The sequence below is a fragment of the uncultured Marinobacter sp. genome (genome assembly GCF_913055835.1).
In the GTDB taxonomy this organism is placed as follows: domain Bacteria; phylum Pseudomonadota; class Gammaproteobacteria; order Pseudomonadales; family Oleiphilaceae; genus Marinobacter.
In genome coordinates, this window is sequence record NZ_CAJXKQ010000009.1 from 1 (window position 1) to 17,897 (window position 17,897).

At 58.2% G+C, this 17,897-nt stretch carries 15 protein-coding genes; 6 read left to right on the forward strand and 9 right to left on the reverse strand.

The genetic code is table 11. The annotated features are described in order from the left end of the window. Positions 1-42 precede the first annotated feature (42 nt). The 6 genes from QZ534_RS07015 to QZ534_RS07040 all read right to left on the reverse strand — a co-directional run bounded on the left by QZ534_RS07015 (position 43) and on the right by QZ534_RS07040 (position 9,235). Entirely contained in the window at positions 43-849 is an 807-nt protein-coding gene (locus tag QZ534_RS07015; RefSeq protein ID WP_296933098.1) for a peptidylprolyl isomerase, read from the reverse strand. Positions 850-1,077: 228 nt separating this feature from the next. Continuing rightward, positions 1,078-1,755, reverse strand: coding sequence for a respiratory nitrate reductase subunit gamma (narI, locus tag QZ534_RS07020; RefSeq protein WP_069184500.1), 678 nt, complete (start codon positions 1,753-1,755; stop codon positions 1,078-1,080). Between the two features lie 23 nt (positions 1,756-1,778). Then, the gene (gene narJ / locus QZ534_RS07025; RefSeq protein WP_296933100.1) at positions 1,779-2,519 is read right to left on the reverse strand and encodes a nitrate reductase molybdenum cofactor assembly chaperone; all 741 of its coding nucleotides are present in this window, start codon (positions 2,517-2,519) and stop codon (positions 1,779-1,781) included. Positions 2,520-2,529: 10 nt separating this feature from the next. Beyond that, complete coding sequence (gene narH, locus QZ534_RS07030) at positions 2,530-4,104, reverse strand: nitrate reductase subunit beta (RefSeq protein WP_062781173.1); 1,575 nt, start codon at positions 4,102-4,104, stop codon at positions 2,530-2,532. Further along, entirely contained in the window at positions 4,101-7,844 is a 3,744-nt protein-coding gene (locus QZ534_RS07035) for a nitrate reductase subunit alpha (RefSeq protein ID WP_296933103.1), read from the reverse strand. The genes narH and QZ534_RS07035 overlap by 4 nt, the downstream gene beginning before the upstream one ends. Positions 7,845-7,966: 122 nt before the next feature. After that, entirely contained in the window at positions 7,967-9,235 is a 1,269-nt protein-coding gene (locus QZ534_RS07040; RefSeq protein WP_296933105.1) for a nitrate/nitrite transporter, read from the reverse strand. 181 nt (positions 9,236-9,416) lie between these two features. Between QZ534_RS07040 and QZ534_RS07045 the strand changes: the two genes are divergently transcribed. The 5 genes from QZ534_RS07045 to QZ534_RS07065 all read left to right on the forward strand — a co-directional run bounded on the left by QZ534_RS07045 (position 9,417) and on the right by QZ534_RS07065 (position 14,841). Further along, positions 9,417-11,276: a histidine kinase gene (locus QZ534_RS07045; protein ID WP_296933107.1), complete on the forward strand. Its 1,860-nt coding sequence runs from the start codon at positions 9,417-9,419 to the stop codon at positions 11,274-11,276. 17 nt (positions 11,277-11,293) lie between these two features. Continuing rightward, positions 11,294-11,953 (forward strand): two-component system response regulator NarL, encoded by a 660-nt coding sequence (gene narL / locus QZ534_RS07050; protein ID WP_296933109.1) that lies wholly within the window; start codon positions 11,294-11,296, stop codon positions 11,951-11,953. Between the two features lie 68 nt (positions 11,954-12,021). Further along, positions 12,022-12,513, forward strand: coding sequence for an SCP2 sterol-binding domain-containing protein (locus QZ534_RS07055; RefSeq protein WP_296933111.1), 492 nt, complete (start codon positions 12,022-12,024; stop codon positions 12,511-12,513). A 214-nt stretch (positions 12,514-12,727) separates the two neighbouring features. Next, a complete protein-coding gene (locus QZ534_RS07060; protein ID WP_296933112.1) occupies positions 12,728-14,323 on the forward strand; it encodes a diguanylate cyclase in 1,596 nt (531 codons plus the stop codon). Between the two features lie 191 nt (positions 14,324-14,514). Next, positions 14,515-14,841 (forward strand): carboxymuconolactone decarboxylase family protein, encoded by a 327-nt coding sequence (locus tag QZ534_RS07065; RefSeq protein ID WP_296933115.1) that lies wholly within the window; start codon positions 14,515-14,517, stop codon positions 14,839-14,841. A gap of 83 nt (positions 14,842-14,924) precedes the next feature. Here QZ534_RS07065 and QZ534_RS07070 read toward each other — a convergent pair whose 3' ends face one another. After that, positions 14,925-15,287 (reverse strand): DUF488 domain-containing protein, encoded by a 363-nt coding sequence (locus QZ534_RS07070; protein ID WP_296933117.1) that lies wholly within the window; start codon positions 15,285-15,287, stop codon positions 14,925-14,927. Between the two features lie 166 nt (positions 15,288-15,453). Here QZ534_RS07070 and QZ534_RS07075 point away from each other — a divergent pair, with 166 nt between their 5' ends. Then, positions 15,454-15,924, forward strand: coding sequence for a cytochrome c (locus QZ534_RS07075; RefSeq protein ID WP_296933119.1), 471 nt, complete (start codon positions 15,454-15,456; stop codon positions 15,922-15,924). 6 nt (positions 15,925-15,930) lie between these two features. Here the strand turns inward: QZ534_RS07075 and QZ534_RS07080 are convergent, their stop codons facing one another. Continuing rightward, positions 15,931-16,821, reverse strand: coding sequence for a U32 family peptidase (locus tag QZ534_RS07080; RefSeq protein WP_296933121.1), 891 nt, complete (start codon positions 16,819-16,821; stop codon positions 15,931-15,933). Between the two features lie 13 nt (positions 16,822-16,834). Then, a complete protein-coding gene (locus QZ534_RS07085; RefSeq protein ID WP_296933123.1) occupies positions 16,835-17,830 on the reverse strand; it encodes a peptidase U32 family protein in 996 nt (331 codons plus the stop codon). Positions 17,831-17,897 lie beyond the last annotated feature (67 nt).

The window sequence follows — 17,897 nt, forward strand, 5'->3', positions numbered from 1 at the left end:
AAGGGGGTCCCTGCCAGTCTCCGGATATTGGTCGCGCGCCTTTTACTGCATAAGGGGCGAATCCGGAAGTTCCAGATCGACACCTTCCACACCCGTTTCCGCTGCTAGAACCTGCAGGTACTGACGGAATGCTCGCCTGGTGACGCTCTCGCTCAGGTACTGGCGGATCTGGGGTTTGACGTGCTCATAAGGAAGCTGCTGGCCGTCGATTCGCTGGTCAACGCGGACGATGTGCCAGCCGTAGCGGGTTTCGATCAGTTCCGGGTTCAGGCCTTCCTGGAGGGCGAGGACCGGGCGTTCGAATTCGTCGACGGTCTGGCCTTTGCTGATCTGGCCGAGGCTACCGCCCTGATGGCGGGATTCGCAGGCGGAGTACTGCTTGGCCAGTTCGGCGAACTGGGAGCGACCGTCGATGAGGGATGACAGCAGCTGGTGGCCGGCTTCTTCCTGGCGGATGCGTTCCTGGACGTCGTCCGGGGCGGCGGCGAGGAGGATGTGGCTGACGGCCATCAGTGTGGGGCTGCGGAAGCGGGCCGGGTTGGCGTTGTAGAAGCGTTCGCAGTCCTGTTCGGTGGGCTCGGGGACATTGAGCTCGAGTTCCAGAACGCGTGCGATGCGGTCTTCCTCGTCGGGGATGTCGTCGAGTTTCAGGAGCGCAGCCTGTTGCAGGAGCAGCTCGCGAATGACGAGGCTTCTGGCGGCTTCGTGCCAGGCTTCCGCGACTTCTTCGGCCGGGTGGTGCTGCATTTCCCGGGCGATGTCGTCTTCGCCGATGAGGGTTTCACCTACGTAGACCGGCGGGAACTGGTTTCTGGGCTTTTCGGCGTCGCCGACGGGGATGAGTTGCATGGTGATTACCTTTTGATCTGGTTGTCGGATTACGACTTTGTCTAATCCGACCTACATTTGTGCTTCCGGTCTCTGGGATGTTTCGGATTACGGCTTCGCCTAATCCGACCTACGTTTTTGCTCTCGGGCTCGGGGAATTGTCGGATTACGACTTCGTCTAATCCGACCTACCGTAGGTCGGATTAGCGTGTCAATGCCACGCGTAATCCGACACTGTTCAAGCTCCCATCACGCCCGCTTGCGAACCACCTGATACTTCCGCCCGAAATACTCCACCGGCACGCTGAGCATGTGCACCAGGCGGGTGAACGGGAAGAGCACGAAGATGGTCAGGCCCAAGAAGATGTGGGTCTTGTAGATCCAGTGCACATCGGCGATGTAGCCGGCCACGCCGCCCTGCAGGGTGACAATGCCCTGTGCCCAGGCCGAGAACTTGAGCATGGTGCTGCCATCCAGGTGACCCATGGTGGGCAGGATGGTCAGGAGGCCGAGTGCCAGCTGGACCACGAGGATCACAATGATCATGTTGTCAGCAAAGGTGCTGCTGGCCTTGACGCGTGGGTCAGTCAGCCGTCGCCAGGCAAGCATGCCGCCGCCTATGATCGCCATCACGCCGGCAATACCGCCCACCACAATTGCCATGACCTGCTTGGTCCCGGGGGTCATGAACGGCTCGTAGAAGGCATGCGGAGTCAGCAGGCCCACCAGGTGGCCGAAGAAGATCACCAGCACACCCACATGGAACAGCACGCTGGCCATCACCATGTTTTTCTTGCGCAGCATCTGGCTGGAATGGGCTTTCCAGGTGAACTGGCCCTGGTCATAGCGTGCCCAGGTACCAATCACCAGAATCGCGAGAGCAATGTAGGGATAAACCCCGAACAGTAGTGTATTCAGATAGGACATCATTTCCGTTTCCTCCTGCGCCCTCAGGCGCGCCCTGCCTGACGGGGTGTTGCATCCGTCATCAGCTGATCACTCAGGTGAATGGTCTGGGTCTGTTCCAGTTCTCGGCGGCGTTGGCCTACAACGTTGCCGGTACTGCAGGAGCTGCCCTGATCATCAACAAACTTCACCATTTCCTCTTCCCAGACCTTGTCCAGAGCCTCCGGGGTGTCGTCACGCTCTTCCGAAGCGACGATCTGGGCCAGCTCCTGGCGGTTTGCCGCGCGCCCGGAGAGGGTTAGCAGCGAATCCATCACCACGTGATAGAAACTTTCCCGCTGGTACAGACGCTCACCCAGCAAGCCCAGGATGTGGTGGATGTCCTCCAACCAGTTTCGGATCTCGTCCCAGGGCCGGGTGGAGAGGTATTCCAGGAACAGCGGCAGGTAATCCGGCAGCTCCCTGGCATCGATCTCCAGACCGTTGGTGCGGTACTCCTCCATAAGGTCCACCATGGCCTGGCCACGGTCCCGGGATTCCCCGTGCACGTGTTCGAACAGCAGCAGGGAGGTGGCCCGGCCCTTGTCGAAGGTGCCGACGTAGTTCTCCTGCAGGTCGAGGAGGTCGCCATCACAGACCATCTCCACACAACGCAGCAGTTGCTCCTTGTTCTTCCTGGGCAGCCGGGTGTCCTCCAGAACAGCGGCAATCAAGGCGTCTTTGGAGGCCTGGAGTTCCTCGGTCGGGTACTCAAGTACCCGTGCCAGTACTTTCAAAAGTTGCATCTCGGCCTCCTTATTCCTGCAGCTGTTTCGGGTCAACCTGCTTCACGGTCGACAGCTTCTGGACCATGCTGGTGGTCTGCTTTCGGCCACCGAACATATTGAACTTGCTGTCGCCGTTGCAGCCTTCACCGAAGCTGAAACCACAACCGTTGCGCTCGCCGTGGGCAGTGGCATCCGGGAAAGCTTCCTTGGCCAGCTCGCGGTGGCTGGTGGGAATCACGAAGCGATCCTCGTAGTTGGCGATGGCCAGGTAGCGATACATTTCGTCCGCCTGGGCCTTGGTCAGACCGGCTTCCTCAAGGGCGCGCAGGTCTTCCTTGCCTTCAACGGTTTCGGCGCGCTTGTACAGGCGCATGGCCATGATCCGCTTGAGAGCCAGCACGATCGGCTTCTCGTCTCCGGCTGTGAGCAGGTTGGCCAGGTATTTCACCGGGATCCGCAGGCTTTCGATCTTGGGCAGCACGCCGTCGAACTCGACCTTGCCGGCTTCCGCCGCGGACTGGATCGGGCTCAGGGGCGGCACGTACCAGACCATGGGCAGAGTGCGGTATTCCGGATGCAGCGGCAGAGCCAGTTTCCAGTCCACCGCCATCTTGTACACCGGGCTCTGCTGGGCGGCTTCGATCACATTCATCGGGATGCCGTCTTTCTTGGCCTGCTCGATCACTTTCGGGTCGAACGGATCCAGGAAGATCTCCAGCTGCTTCTCGTACAGCTCGTGCTCGCCCGGGGCGCTGGCCACTTCTTCAATGCGGTCGGCGTCGTAGAGCAGCACGCCCAGGTAGCGGATCCGGCCGACACAGGTCTCGGAGCACACGGTGGGCATACCGGCTTCGATACGCGGGTAGCAGAAGATGCACTTCTCGGACTTACCGGTCTTCCAGTTGAAGTAGATCTTCTTGTACGGGCAGCCGGAGACACACATCCGCCAGCCACGGCACTTGTCCTGGTCGATCAGGACGATGCCGTCTTCCTCACGCTTGTAGATGGCACCGCTCGGGCAGCTGGCAACACACGCCGGGTTCAGGCAGTGCTCGCACAGGCGCGGCAGGTACATCATGAAAGTGTTCTCGAACTGGCCGTAGATGTCCGCCTGCACCTGGTCAAAGTTCTTGTCCTTGCGGCGCTTGGCAAACTCGGTACCGAGAATCTCTTCCCAGTTCGGACCCCATTCGATTTTCTGCATGCGCTGTCCGGAGATCAGCGAACGCGGCCGTGCAACCGGCTGGTGCTTGGTGTCGCCGGCGGTGTGCAGGTGCTGGTAGTCGAAATCGAACGGCTCGTAGTAGTCGTCGATCTGCGGCAGATCGGGATTGGCGAAGATGTTCGCCAGTACCCGGAAACGGCCACCGATTTTCGGGCGGATCTTGCCGGAGCTGTCACGCATCCAGCCGCCCTTCCACTTGTCCTGGTTCTCCCACTCTTTCGGGTAGCCGATACCGGGCTTGGTCTCGACGTTGTTGAACCATGCGTACTCCATGCCTTCACGGCTGGTCCATACGTTTTTGCAGGTCACTGAACAGGTGTGGCAACCAATGCACTTGTCCAGGTTCAGCACCATGCCGACTTGGGAACGGATTTTCATTTTACAGCCTCCTGAACAGTGTCATTGCCTTCACCGTCGAGCCAGTCGACGTTGTGCATCTTGCGAACCACCACGAATTCGTCGCGGTTGGAACCTACGGTGCCGTAGTAGTTGAAGCCGTAGGAATACTGGGCGTAGCCGCCAATCATGTGGGTCGGCTTCGGGCACACCCGGGTTACCGAGTTGTGGATACCGCCACGGGTGCCGGTAATCTCGGAGCCCGGAATATTCACGATCCGCTCCTGGGCGTGGTACATCATCACCATGCCGGGCATCACGCGCTGACTCACAACCGCCCGGGCTGCAATGGCGCCGTTGGCGTTGAATAGCTCGATCCAGTCGTTGTCCTCGATCTGCATTTCTTTGGCGTCGTCCTCACTCAGCCACACGATTGGGCCACCGCGGGAGAGGGTCAGCATCAGCAGGTTGTCGCTGTAGGTGCTGTGAATACCCCACTTCTGGTGCGGCGTGATCCAGTTCAGCGCTTTCTCAGGGTTACCGTTGCTGCGCTGGTTGATCATGTGGCTCACGGTCTTGGTGTTGATCGGCGGGCGATACACCAGCAGGCTTTCGCCAAAGGCGCGCATCCACTCGTGGTCCTGGTAGAACTGCTGACGACCGGTCAGGGTGCGCCACGGAATCAGCTCGTGCACGTTGGTGTAACCGGCGTTGTAGGACACATGCTCGTCTTCCAGGCCAGACCATGTCGGGCTGGAGATGATCTTGCGCGGCTGTGCCACGATGTCCCGGAAGCGGATTTTCTCCTCTTCCTTGTTGGTCGCCAGGTGGGTGTGGTCCAGACCGGTGATGTCCGACAATGCCTGCCAGGCTTTTACCGCTACCTGGCCGTTGGTTTCCGGCGCCAGGGTCAGAATTACTTCTGCGGCGTCGATGGCACTTTCAATCTTCGGACGGCCGGCGTTGGCGCCTTCCACATGCTTGTAGTTCAGATCACCCAGGAACTTCACTTCCTTCTCGGTGTTCCAGTTGATGCCCTTGCCACCGTTACCCAGCTTGTCCATCAGCGGACCCAGGGAGGTAAAGCGTGCATAGGTATTCGGGTAGTCCCGCTCAACAGTGATGAAGTTGGGCGCGGTCTTGCCCGGAATCAGGTCGCACTCGCCTTTCTTCCAGTCCTTCACATCGAACGGCTGGCCCAGCTCGGCCGGCGCGTCGTGCAGCAGCGGCAGGGTCACCACGTCTTTCTCGACGCCCAGGTGGCCTTCGGCCGCCCTGGAGAAGGATTTGGCGATGCCCTTGTAGATTTCCCAGTCACTGCGGGCTTCCCACGCCGGATCGGTGGCGGCGGTCAGCGGGTGGATGAACGGGTGCATGTCCGAGGTGTTCAGGTCGTTCTTCTCGTACCAGGTCGCGGTCGGCAGAACGATGTCCGAATACAGACAGGTGGTAGACATGCGGAAGTCCAGGGTCACCAGCAGGTCGAGCTTGCCTTCCGGCGCCTCGTCGTGCCAGGTCACTTCCTGCGGCTTGGCACCGCCTTCCACGCCCAGATCCTTGCCCTGCAGGCCACTCTTGGTACCCAGCAGATACTTGAGCATGTACTCGTGACCCTTGCCGGAGGAACCGAGCAGGTTGGAGCGCCAGATAAACAGGTTGCGCGGGCAGTTCTGGGGCGCTTCCGGATCCTCACTGGCGAAGGCCAGGGAACCGTCCTTCATGGATTTGGCCACGTAATCTGCCACTTCCATACCGGCCTTTTCGGCTTCCGCGGCAATGGTCAGCGGGTTGCGGTTCAGCTGCGGCGCAGACGGCAGCCAGCCCATACGCTCGGCGCGCACGTTGTAGTCGATCAGGCTGCCACCGAACTTGGATTTGTCCGCCAGCGGAGACAGAATCTCGTCGACACCCAGCTTCTCGTAGCGCCACTGCCCTGAGTGGGCGTAGAAGAAGGAGGTGGAGTTCATGTGCCGGGGCGGACGCTGCCAGTCCAGACCAAAGGCCAACGGCTGCCAGCCGGTCTGCGGGCGCAGTTTCTCCTGGCCAACGTAGTGAGCCCAGCCACCACCGCTCTGGCCGATACAGCCACACATGATCAGCATGTTGATCAGGCCGCGGTAGTTCATGTCCATGTGGTACCAGTGGTTCATACCGGCACCCACGATAACCATGGAACGACCCTTGGTCTTGTCGGCGTTGTCGGCAAACTCACGGGCAATGCGGATCACCTTCTCGGCGGGGACGCCGGTGATCTTTTCCTGCCAGGCCGGGGTGTAAGGCTTCACTTCGTCGTAGGAAGTGGCGCCGTCATCATCGCCCAAGCCACGGCTGATGCCGTAGTTGGCCACCATCAGGTCGTAGACGGTAACAACGCGGCCTTCAGAGCCGTCCGCCAGCTTGACCTTGCGGGTTCCCAACTTGTGCTTGAGCACATCCTTGATTTCCACATGCTTGAAGTGGTCGTGCTCAATACCACCGAAGTACGGGAAGGCGACATCCACGACTTCATCATGCTTCTCCACCATAGAGAGCTGAAGATTGACGTCTTTGTCTTTGGCGGTTTGCTTCAGGTTCCACTTGCCCTTCTCGCCCCAGCGGTAACCAATGGAACCATTGGGAGCGGTCAGTTCGCCGGAGGCCTCGTCGATGGCGATGGTTTTCCACTCGGGGTTGTTCTCTTCACCCAGTCCATCCACCAGATCGCTGGCGCGCAGGAAACGGCCCGGCACATAGCTGCCGTCGTCCTTTTCTTCCAGCATGACCAGGTAAGGCATATCGGTGTAGCGGCGTACGTAATCGGTGAAGTACTCACTGGGCTTGTCGACGTGGAACTCTTTCAGGATCACGTGGCCCATGGCCATGCCCAGAGCGGCGTCAGTGCCCTGCTTGGGGTTCATCCACTCGTCGGACAGCTTGGAGACTTCCGCGTAATCCGGAGTAATGGCGACGGTCTTGGTGCCCTTGTAGCGCACTTCGGTAAAGAAGTGGGCGTCCGGGGTACGGGTCTGGGGTACGTTGGAGCCCCAGGCGATGATGTAGCCGGAGTTGTACCAGTCGGCGGACTCGGGCACATCGGTCTGCTCACCCCAGGTCTGGGGGGAGGCCGGCGGCAAGTCGCAGTACCAGTCGTAGAAGCTCATGCACACGCCACCGATCATGGACAGGTAACGGCTGCCGGCCGCGTAGGAAACCATGGACATGGCGGGAATCGGCGAGAAGCCGATGATGCGATCCGGGCCATACTTCTTGGCGGTGTAAACGTTGGAAGCCGCGATCAGCTCATTGACTTCATCCCAGCTGGAGCGAACAAAACCGCCCATGCCGCGACGTGGCTTGTATTCCGCCGTTTTCTTGGGATCTTCAACAATCGATGCCCAGGCGTCGACGGGATCCTTGTGCTCCACTTTTGCCGCGCGCCAGAGCTTCATCAGGTGCTTGCGCATCAACGGGTATTTCAGGCGGTTGGCACTGTACATGTACCAGGAATAGCTGGCACCACGTGGGCAGCCGCGTGGCTCGTGGTTGGGCAGATCCGGACGGGTACGGGGGTAATCGGTTTGCTGGGTTTCCCAGGTCACCAGGCCGTTCTTGACATAAATCTTCCAGCTGCAGGAGCCGGTGCAGTTTACGCCGTGGGTGGAACGCACGATCTTGTCGTGCTGCCAGCGCTGGCGGTAGCTGTCTTCCCACTCGCGGCTGACTTCATGGGTTTCGCCATGGCCGTTGGAGAACGGCTCGCGCTTCTTCCTGAAGTAATTCAGTTTATCGATCAAATGACTCATGGTCTCTCTCTCCGTCTGCCGGATCGTTGCTCCGATTTGAGACCATTGTGTGTGAGAAAAACCGTGAAATCTGCGTGGTTACTACCTCATAACCCACTTCTACCACCCTGGTGGTAGGCGACTTATATCCCCGGGTGGAGTAGGTGTTCACGCTCGTGCCTGCGGCTTTCCCGGGCGAAGAGGAACAGGCAACCAACAAGCAGCAGGAAGAGAATCATGAAAACCGCACTGCGCACGCCCAACCAGTGATTAACGCTACTGAAGATCACTGGCAGTAAAAAGGCTACGGAACAGGCGCTTACCAGAAGCAGCCCGGCAACGAAGGCCGCCACCGGCCGATTTTCAATAATCACCAGCCGCTGGAGGCTGCCCATGGTGCAGCCCATGGCAAGCCCCAGGGTAACGACAAACACACCCTCTACCTGCATGGGCAGGGCAAATTCAATGCGGATGGTGGCGTCAACGCCCTGGATAAACAGCGTCATGGGTGGGTAGGACAAGACAAACAGCGCCACGAGGCAGACAATCAGTGCGCGGCTTACAACTCTTGCACTGCCGAAACGATCGGAAAGCCCGCCTCCCAGGATCTGGGCCAGGGCACCGGGAATCACAAACCATTGCGCCAAACGCGCTCCGGAGTCCACTGAAAGATCAAATTGGGAAGACAGGTAATCCGGCAGCCACAAAGCCAGCGCAAAGAAACTACCAGCGACAACGCCAAAATACCCACAAAGCTGACCGGCCCGCCGGGTCTGCATTCGGTGCAGCAATACCGTGACGGATGTTTCAGCAGTCGGGTCAGCCTCCGCGTCTTCCCGATCGGTCAGCATGATCAACAAGGCAATAACCAGGACCAGCACGATGAGATAGGCCAGCGGAACCCCGTGCCAGGAAAAGGCCTCATGGAAAAGTGGTACCAGGTAGTAATTGAATCCTGCGCCGGTCACACCGGCACCGAACACCCCCAGTACCAGGCCGAGGCGTGATGATTCACAGTGTCCCGTGACGAACTGCAATCCGGCACTGTAAAAGCCGCCCGCAAGCCCGAGCCCGCCGGCGGCGATCAGGTAACCGGGGAAGGTATCGGTGGTCAGGAGTATCACCATGCAGACCGCAAGCCCCACCAGACAGGACAGCATGATCCGGCGGGCGCCGAATTTCTGCGCCGCCAGGCCCGCCGGAATAGCCAGCGCAGCGCCTACCGCCATCGGCATCGCCAGAAGGAACCCAAACTGAAAATTGCTGAGATCCAGTTCCGCGCGGAGATGAACTCCAGCCACCGCAAACAACGTCCAGCAGCCGGCGGCGACAACGAAGCCCGCCAGTGCCAACGGCAGTACCACTGCCAATGACGCCAGCCGGTCATCTGCACGATCCGTTTCGGACTTCATTACTGTCGCTCTTCTGGAAACCTGTTTTTCAGTTTCATCTTTTGATCATAAAAGGGTCAAAGATTATGATGGGTTACCAACCATTGGGGTAATTGACTATCCTCAAGGAGGTATCACGGAATCCTGGTGCGGGGCATAATTCACGCTGCCCCGTCACACGCATTGATGCGCAAGAGACTGAATGAAATACAGAAGCCCGCTTGTAAACCGAATCGCCATCGTCGTTGGCGCCGTGGTGGTGACAGCCCTTGTCAGCATGGCGACCACGCTTGCGGTCTCGAAAAGCATTGAAGGCAATGCCACGGCGATCAACCTGGCCGGCGCCCTGCGTATGGGGGCGTTCCAGTTATTGGCACGAAGTGCAGGCCCGGCCGTTCCAGCAGCCGGGGATGAGTCGACCGAACAGATGCTGAACCGCTATGAGGCCAAGTTGGCTGACGCCAGCATCACCGACGCCATCCCGGAAAACCGTGATCATCCGCTCACTGTCCAGTACCAGGCCATCCTGGACTCATGGGCGACAATGCTCAGGCCTACCCTGGAAGGGCACGCTCAGGGAACCCCCGTTTCCACGGCCATGCTGACCTCAACCCAGAGCTATGTGGATAACGTAGACCAACTGGTCAGCATGCTGGAACAGCGGACCGAAGCCCGTATTGACCTCCTGCACCTGATCCAGATCATCAGTCTGGTTTTTTCCATCCTGATCATCGTGGCACTGTTCATTGATCTGAAAAATCGTATTTTGAGACCACTGCGCAAGCTGGTCAGCATCGCCATCGCAGTGGGCGACCAGGACTTTTCCCGCAAGGCTAACCTGAGCGGCTCAGACGAACTGGCGCAACTGGGCCAAGCCTTTGACCAGATGACCAGCGAGCTGGCCCTGACCTACTACGAGCTTGAAGAAAGGGCCCGCCTGAAAACCGAGGAACTTGAAAAGAGCCATGCGGCCCTTCAGTTATTGCACTCCGCCAGCCGCGACCTGTTTGCCAAACACGATCTTTGTAATGGGGCGATCCCCATGCTTCAGGAACTCGAGCAGCTACTGGGCATTGGCCCGATCCGCCTCTACCTCCATGACAAGCAATCCGCGGAGCCGGTGGAGGCAATCACAACAGCTACCCGCGAACGGCCCTTTTATTGCCGGGATCATCACTGCAATGCCTGCCTGGTTACGCCAGAGGCGTATGACGAGCTTCCCGTAGAATCCAACGACGGCCGCCGGCTCCTTCTTCCGATCCGGACACCCGGGCAGCTGCTGGGCACGCTGGAAGTCTGGTACCCGGCCGAGGAAGGCCTGTCGAAAACCTCCCGCCGGCTTCTGGAAACCCTCAGCGACCAGCTGGCCACCGCCATTTTCCTGGAACGGCAGATTACCGAGGAACAACAGCAAACCCTTGCTGAAGAGCGCACCGTGATCGCCCGGGAACTCCATGACTCCTTGGCCCAGTCACTTTCATACCTGAAAATGCAGGTTGCCCGGTTGCGGCGCCTTAACATCGACGGTGAGCAACAAAAAACTCACGAGGCGATTCTCGACGAACTGAGCACAGGCCTGAACAGTGCCTATCGCCAGCTCCGGGAGCTACTGGCCACCTTCCGCTTGAAGCTGGATACGCCGGATCTTGCTACAGCCCTGCAGAAAACCATTGAGGAATTTTCCGAGCGCCTGGGTAAGCCGGTTGAGCTGAAGTACAATCTGCCACCCCAGACCCTGTCTCCGAATGAGGAGATCCATACCCTGCAGATCGTGAGAGAAGGCCTTGCCAACGCCGTCAAACATGCAGATGCCACAGATATAACGGTGGATGTCCTGTTCGAATCGCCACAGGTACGGGTCCGTATCCGGGATAACGGCAAGGGCCTGCCGGGCAGTGACCAGCCCGTCAATCATTACGGCCTGATTATCATGCAGGACCGTGCCCGAACGCTGGGCGGCAAGGTCGAGGTAAAGAACCGCGATGAAGGGGGTGTGGAAGTCACCCTGGGCTTTGTTCCGAAAAGCAGAAATCTGATTCCTACTGAAGCATCAAACGCCTGACAACAAGAGAGAACCCGATGTCTGAGTCACCCGCAAGTATTCTGTTGATCGACGATCACCCGCTTCTTCGCCAGGGCATCAAACAGCTGATCGACATGGAAGACGATATGGTCGTGGCCGGGGAGGCCAGCAATGCTGCCGACGGTATTCGAAAGGCTACCGAACTGGAGCCCGACCTGATCCTCATGGACCTGAACATGCCTGAGATGGACGGTATCGAAGCGCTCAGAAAACTGAGGGAACAGAACATCAGCTCGCGCATCGTGATGTTCACCGTATCGGACCAGGAAGACGATGTTGTCGCGGCACTTCGGGCCGGTGCAGACGGTTACCTGCTAAAGGACATGGAACCGGAAGACATGATCAAGCAGCTCCATCAGGCAGCAGTCGGTAAAATGGTCATCAGTGAAAGACTGACCACATTGCTGGCCGAGGCGCTTCGCTCCAACAAGCCCCAGCAAACATCACGCCCGGATTTCGACAGCCTGACACCCCGGGAAAAGGATATTCTGCGCCATATCGCCGAGGGGCTCTCCAACAAGATGATCGGTCGCAAGCTGGATATCAGTGACGGTACCGTCAAGGTGCACGTAAAGCACCTGCTGAAGAAACTGAACCTGCGCTCAAGAGTGGAAGTGGCCGTTTGGGCGGTGGAAGAAGGCCTTCACAAGGGCTGAGTTATATCAAATCGTTCCATAGCACTTTGCTTTACTCTGTGCCGGTTACTGACCGCCCGGAGTAAAGCATGGCATTTCCACTGGCTTCCATCGCGCCCCTGAAATCTCCCCTCGTGGGGCAAACGCTCTCGGTCCTTCGGGAGTATCTACCTTCCCCTGTGCCCGTGCTAGGCGCTATTGATCGCAGAATTCCGGTGCCCCTGAAACAGCTGGCTGCAGAAGCACCACTTAATCGCATGTTTGCCGAGGCAATAGCTGACGGAGAGTTCGATGATCTCGAAGGCCGCCGTATTCGCCTGGAAGTGAACGGCGGACAACCCGGCATCACCATTGGCTTCTGGGCCGGCCGCCTCCGGGTGATCGACGGCCCCGGCGAGGCGACCATCCGCGGCTCGCTGACCGCCTTCAAAAAGCTGGCTGAACGCAACTTGGATCCGGATCAATTATTCTTCCAGCGCAAGCTCGTTATCGAAGGTGACACCGAGCTGGGGTTGGCGCTAAAGAATCTATTGGACAGTGTCGAGTGGCGCTTCCACCTTCGTTATCTGCTGATGCGGTGATGTTTCAGACCTGTTGGTTATTCTGAAATCGGGACGGGGCGAAAATGAGAGAGTAGCGCAAAGTGAACAGTAAGCAGTTCAAAATTATGGCATAACCACCAGGTGAAACCTGCAACTACTCCTCATGGGGTAGGCCTTTCATAGGTATGGCACCCGCTGCAGCAATGGGCGAAAATCCTGCGAAGACTTTTCCACAGTAAATCTGCCAGATTCCATGAACAGCCCTCCCCCTTTTTCAGCAGAACCGTTTGCCGTCGCTGACCGTCTAAAAACCCCGGTCTGGGTTTTCGATATTGAAAACCTCGTTATGTGCTGGGCCAACCCTGCCGGCCTAACGATATGGGGCGCCGCTGATCTGGAAGAACTGCGTTCAAGGGATTTCGCTACTGAAATTTCGGTGTCCGCGCGAGCCCGCCTTCTCGACTATCTGGCCCGTTTCAAGGCCGGCGAAACGGTGCTCGAGACCTGGACCCTCTACCCCAACGGTAAGCCAGTGCCCATGCGTTGTGTTTGCTCCGGCTTTCCCCTGCACAATGGCCAGGGAATGCTGGTAGAGGCGCAACCTGTTACCGAGCCGGACATCCAGGCTCTTCGCGCCCAGGAAGCTCTGCGCCATACACCAACGCTCATGTCCGCTTTTGACAACCAGGGCAACTTGCTCACCCGTAATCCGTCGGCTACGTGTATTCTGCCGGCTGGCGCGGATTTAACCAGCAGCTTTGCTCGCGAGTCAGACAGGAAAGACGTACACCTCTGGGCGGAAAGCGGGGCAGAAAGCTACTCGCTGGAGGCACCCGTTAAGACAAGCGTCGGGGAACGTTGGCACCGGGTGGATTTGCGACGGACTCTCGACCCTGCCACAGGCGAGCGCGTGGTACTGGCTAGCGAAACGGACATAACCACCCGGGTGGCAAGTGAAACGGCCCTGGTCAATGCCCGCGAACGATTCGCTGCTCTGCTACAGAACCTCCGGGGAGGCATTGTGGTGGAAGATGAAAACCGCAAAATGCTGCTTGCCAACCAGAGTTTTTGTGACATTTTCAGTATTCCTGTGCCACCGGAAACGCTGGAGGGAATGGATTGTGCGGCCGCAGCAGAGCAGAGCAAGACTCTCTTCCGCGACCCTGACGCTTTTATCGCAGGCATTGAAGCCGCACTACTTGCCCGCCAAACCAAAACAGACGAGTTGCACCTGTCCGATGGACGGATCCTGGAGCGTACCTATATTCCTGTCTTTAGTGGGCAGACTTACCTTGGCCACCTCTGGCAATACTGGGATATAACCGACCGTAAAAAGACCATGGCCAGGCTTGAGCACGAGGCCTTCCACGACCCCCTGACCGGACTATGGAATCGGCGCCGTTTCGAGCAGTCGCTAATGGAAACCCACGAAGAAGCAATCCGGTACAGCCAGCCCTACTCCCTTGTCCTTGTCGACATTGACCACTTCAAGAGGGTCAACGATCAGTTCGGCCATGACGCGGGGGATGTAACTTTACAGATCCTGACCGACGAGCTGCGCCAGCGCCTGAGGCAGGCAGACCGGTTGGCACGATGGGGTGGTGAGGAATTTTTATTACTGCTTCCGCAAACTTCATTGGAAGGGGCACTGCTACTGGCCAATGCCCTTCGCCAGAGAATCAAGGAAGTATCCTTTCCTCTGGTGGGGCACCTGACAATTAGCCTTGGCGTTGCAGAAGTCACACCGGAAGAGCTACCCCATCACGCATTGATTCGGGCAGACAAGGCTTTATTCAGAGCCAAGACCAATGGTCGGGACCGGGTAGAGGCCGCGGAGTCGGGCAACTAGAGAACCCTTGCCCATTCTCGCCAATGCGTCTTATCGCGCATTATTAGAAGGAGCTGCCCGGGTAGCTCACAACAACGTGTTCTGAAGAGAGTACAAGCTCACACATGCTATCCTTTAGCCGTCCCTATTGAACCTGTCTTTTAAAAGCGTATCACGCACACAAGTTGAACCCATTTATCGAGGATAATCTGATGAAGAGAGAAAGCACTGACCTCCCCAAAACCTTTGTTGCTTTCAGTGACCGCTTTCCTGAGCTTCAGGAGGCGCACCAGCAGGTAGGCAAAGCTCTCGCCGATGCCGGCCCTCTGGATGAAAAGTCGCGTGCTTTGGTCAAACTCGGCGTTTGCGTTGGTGCTGGTCGCGAATCCGCCCTGAAATCACACATTCGCCGCAGCCTGGAACTGGGCTTTACTCGCGAGGAAATCGAGCACGCGTTGGTGCTGGGCATGAATTCAATCGGCTTTCCGGCAACGGTAGCGGCCTGGCAGTGGGCGCAGGAAGTGCTCAGTAAGGAATAAGGATCACCAACCTGGTAAGAAGGTGCGAGCGCTTTCAGAAATCCGGGCGGCCCTGAAGGCGAAGGCCGCCATCCTCTGACTATTCAGAGTTGGTCGTTCAAAATATAATCCCGGAGCGCGACAGCATTGTTGTGCTCGGTATCCTTCGCGGCAAGCACGAGCGTTATGCGGTCATGTTGTTCAAGCAGCTTCCTGAGTGCCTCAAGATCCTCGCTGGCGTCATCTGATGTCAGCTCTTCAAGATACCGCGACCGGAACTCCGGCCATTTGTCAGGATCGTGGCTGAACCACTTCCGCAGTTCAGTTGACGGTGCCAGCCCCTTCAGCCAGAGAGTGATATCTGCACTTTCCTTGGCCACCCCGCGTGGCCAGATACGGTCTACAAGCACCCGTGGGCCATCTGAGCGTGCGGGTTCTGCATAAGCGCGCTTAAGTCGGATATCCATGAGTTCTCACCTCTTCAGCGGACTTCTGGACGTTGTTCGGCTCACAATCCTGTGCCTACACATCATCAGACGCCAGTGTTCAACAATTAACATATCTCAACAGGTACACCATCCAAGAGTGATAGCCTGAATGATGCTCAACATTCATCGATAGAGAGGCATCCTCATGATAAAAACAAACAGAGCGCTTCTGAGCACCGTCATCCTGAGCATCACTGTATCATTCAGTGCCGCTGCAACCGAACCGGTCACTCCCAAGCTGACCGACAAGCTGGATCGTCTGCTACGCGAAGAGATGCGGTCCATTCAGTCAGCCATGGGTCAGATTCATTCGGCCATCGTTATGGGTCAGCACGACAAGGTTGCAAAACAGGCCCAGAACATCCACGACTCCTTCATCCTGCAGCAGTCGTTAACCGAACAGGATCGCAAAGACCTGATGTCGGCAGTACCAGAAGGCTTTATCAAGCTGGACAAGGAGTTTCATCAGCTGGCGGCGTCGCTGGCCGAGGCCGGCAGGAATGACGACACGGAGAAACAAAACCAGTTGTTTGGTGAAATGACGGGCAACTGCATCCAGTGTCACAGCACCTACGTATCGGACCGTTTTCCTGGCGTCAAACCCGTCAGAGACTGATCGGCCTCAGCCGATCAGATCCATTCCCGGTTTGCCATACCAATACCCATTGCAGGGCGGTGCCTCCACCAGCTGCAGCGGGTCGGTGGTCGGCATTTCGCCCCGGCGTACCTGATCAAAACGCCTGACCACTTCCTCCATGCCCTGATGTTCCGGACTCAGGCGTACGGTGCTTACGCCCATGCGCTCCATATCCGGTAACTCCCGCATCAGGTCGTAACGGGAGCCGGACAAGGTAGAAATGCCGTTGATGCGAAACAGCTCCTGGCTTTCCCGGGAGCGCAACTCCATGCCGTCCGGATGCTGCAGGCAGCGGAACTCGCAGTTGTCTTTGGGCAGATTGTAATGGCGGGCGGTAAAACAACGGGAGGACCAGGCCAGGGGCAGGAAGCCCCAGGAAAACACCTCGGCGGGGAGATCCAGTCCCTCCTGCTGCAGCTCCTTGATTAGTTGCTCAAGGGTTTCCCTGCCCAGCTCCACCGGCAGGCTCCATGCTTTCAGGCCCTGCCTGGCGAGGATCTTCAGGGTGGCCGTGTTGTAGATGTTCATCGAGGGGCCGGTAATAAACGGAATCCGGTTCCGGATAGCCACTTGCAAGGCGCTCTGATCGTTGGCCTCCACCAGGAATTCATCCTGCTCACAGAATCGGCGCAGGCGACGCAAATCGGCCTCCGACTCAATCAGTGTGAGCGTGGAGAGCACTACATTCTTGCCACAGGCTTTCAGGTCACGGGCCAGATCCAGCCAGTCATCCGGTTTCAGTTCCCGCCGGCGAGAGCACACCACCTCGCCCAGATAAATGGTGTCCACCGGCCACTCGGCGGCATTGGCGTAGAAATCGAAAACCGTCTGCCTGGACCAGAACCACAGGATCGGCCCCAAGGATAACTTCAGCATGGGTGGTGAAACCTTATTTCCATTTGCGATGGTAGGCGCCCAGTGTGGTCAGGCCGCCTTCGGAAAGACCCGCCAGCGTTCGTTGCCATTGCGGTTCAACAGTAAAGCTTCCGGTGCCGTCCTCAAGATTATCCAGGGCATGGCGCCAGGTCCTGGCTACATCTGCGTTGTAGGCAGGGCTTCGCTGGCGCCCTTCAATCTTCACGGCACTGATACCCAGCGCCTGCAGCTCCGGCAACAGGTCCAGGGTGTTCAGGCTGACTGGCTCCTCAATGGCATGGTAAACGTTACCCTCCACCTCGAAACGGCCTTTGCAGAGCGTGGGATAACCGGCGGATTCACCCGGGCCATAACGGTCAATCAGCACATCGTTGAGACGGGATTCGAGCCCCTGGGATGTTTCCTGCCAGCGCACCGCCTTGGCCGGTGAACAGGCACCGCGGGTATTGGGCGACTCGTCGGTCAGATAGGAGGAGAGATAGCAACGTCCCTCGGCCATGATGCACAGGCTGCCGAAGGCAAAGACTTCCAGCTCCACCGGGCTGTGTTTGGCCACGCCACGCACCTGGTCCAGCGACAAAACCCGGGGCAGCACGGCCCGGCGAATGTCGAAATTGTCCTTGTAGAAGGAGAGCGCTTCGTGGCTGGTGGCAGATCCCTGAACCGACAGATGCCGGGGGATATGCGGGTACCGGTTGGCGGCATAATCCAGCAGGCCCATGTCGGCCAGGATAATGGCGTCCACGCCGAGACTCGCGGCGCGGTCTACCGCCCCCTTCCACTGCTCCCAGCCATCTGGCTGAGGGTAGGTGTTGATGGCACAGAAAACTCTCGCGCCTCGGAGGTGAGCGTACTCGATACCCTCGGCAGCGCGTTTATCGTTGAAGTTCAGGCCGGCAAACTGGCGGGCGTTGGTGCTGTCTTTAAAACCGAAATACACGGCGTTGGCGCCGTTATCAACGGCGGTTTTCAGGGCCGGGAGGCTGCCGGCCGGACAGACAAGTTCCATGTTGTTCTCCGCTCGTGTGCGACGAACAAAAGACTAACTTCCAAGCCTGCCCGGTACCTTGATCTTT

Excerpts from the sequence above, each read along its gene's own strand:
- QZ534_RS07015 (WP_296933098.1), bottom strand. The coding sequence starts at position 849 with ATGCAACTCATCCCCGTCGGCGACGCCGAAAAGCCCAGAAACCAGTTC.
- narI (WP_069184500.1), bottom strand. The coding sequence starts at position 1,755 with ATGTCCTATCTGAATACACTACTGTTCGGGGTTTATCCCTACATTGCT.
- narJ (WP_296933100.1), bottom strand. The coding sequence starts at position 2,519 with ATGCAACTTTTGAAAGTACTGGCACGGGTACTTGAGTACCCGACCGAG.
- narH (WP_062781173.1), bottom strand. The coding sequence starts at position 4,104 with ATGAAAATCCGTTCCCAAGTCGGCATGGTGCTGAACCTGGACAAGTGC.
- QZ534_RS07035 (WP_296933103.1), bottom strand. The coding sequence starts at position 7,844 with ATGAGTCATTTGATCGATAAACTGAATTACTTCAGGAAGAAGCGCGAG.
- QZ534_RS07040 (WP_296933105.1), bottom strand. The coding sequence starts at position 9,235 with ATGAAGTCCGAAACGGATCGTGCAGATGACCGGCTGGCGTCATTGGCA.
- QZ534_RS07045 (WP_296933107.1), top strand. The coding sequence starts at position 9,417 with ATGAAATACAGAAGCCCGCTTGTAAACCGAATCGCCATCGTCGTTGGC.
- narL (WP_296933109.1), top strand. The coding sequence starts at position 11,294 with ATGTCTGAGTCACCCGCAAGTATTCTGTTGATCGACGATCACCCGCTT.
- QZ534_RS07055 (WP_296933111.1), top strand. The coding sequence starts at position 12,022 with ATGGCATTTCCACTGGCTTCCATCGCGCCCCTGAAATCTCCCCTCGTG.
- QZ534_RS07060 (WP_296933112.1), top strand. The coding sequence starts at position 12,728 with ATGAACAGCCCTCCCCCTTTTTCAGCAGAACCGTTTGCCGTCGCTGAC.
- QZ534_RS07065 (WP_296933115.1), top strand. The coding sequence starts at position 14,515 with ATGAAGAGAGAAAGCACTGACCTCCCCAAAACCTTTGTTGCTTTCAGT.
- QZ534_RS07070 (WP_296933117.1), bottom strand. The coding sequence starts at position 15,287 with ATGGATATCCGACTTAAGCGCGCTTATGCAGAACCCGCACGCTCAGAT.
- QZ534_RS07075 (WP_296933119.1), top strand. The coding sequence starts at position 15,454 with ATGATAAAAACAAACAGAGCGCTTCTGAGCACCGTCATCCTGAGCATC.
- QZ534_RS07080 (WP_296933121.1), bottom strand. The coding sequence starts at position 16,821 with ATGCTGAAGTTATCCTTGGGGCCGATCCTGTGGTTCTGGTCCAGGCAG.
- QZ534_RS07085 (WP_296933123.1), bottom strand. The coding sequence starts at position 17,830 with ATGGAACTTGTCTGTCCGGCCGGCAGCCTCCCGGCCCTGAAAACCGCC.